This window comes from Gilliamella sp. Pas-s27, from assembly GCF_009795865.1.
In the GTDB taxonomy this organism is placed as follows: domain Bacteria; phylum Pseudomonadota; class Gammaproteobacteria; order Enterobacterales; family Orbaceae; genus Gilliamella.
The window spans coordinates 1-355 of record NZ_WTEW01000124.1 but is presented as its reverse complement, the minus strand read 5'-3'; the positions used below and the strand labels follow the sequence as shown (position 1 = coordinate 355).

General features: G+C 32.7%; 1 protein-coding gene. It reads right to left on the bottom strand.

Features of this window, described 5'->3' with window-relative positions; all coding sequences use genetic code 11:
• On the bottom strand, positions 1-355 hold a 355-nt coding region (locus GQ589_RS11985; protein ID WP_160426487.1), incomplete at both ends, for a M23 family metallopeptidase.

The window sequence follows — 355 nt, the reverse complement described above, 5'->3', positions numbered from 1 at the left end:
TTGTTTTTCTTTGTCTATTGCTTGCAAATTAACAAATAACGCAGGATTGATTTTATAACCTAACTTATTAGTTTGCGGATCATACGCGGTAGAACGGTTGTATCTTGGATTCATTGCTATTTCAAAATGCAAGTGAGGATTAAGGCATTTTTCTGCATTACCTGTAACGCCTGTATAGCCAATTAAATCGCCTGCTTTAACCATGTCACCCACATTTAAATCAGCACGTTTAGTACTTAAATGACAATAGCGTAAATAAAAATAGTCAGAATTAATATTAAAATCCTTGGCTTGTTCAATTTCACCATTTTTACCAAACTCAAGACTTGTCTCATTTCTTGATTTTCTTAAATCA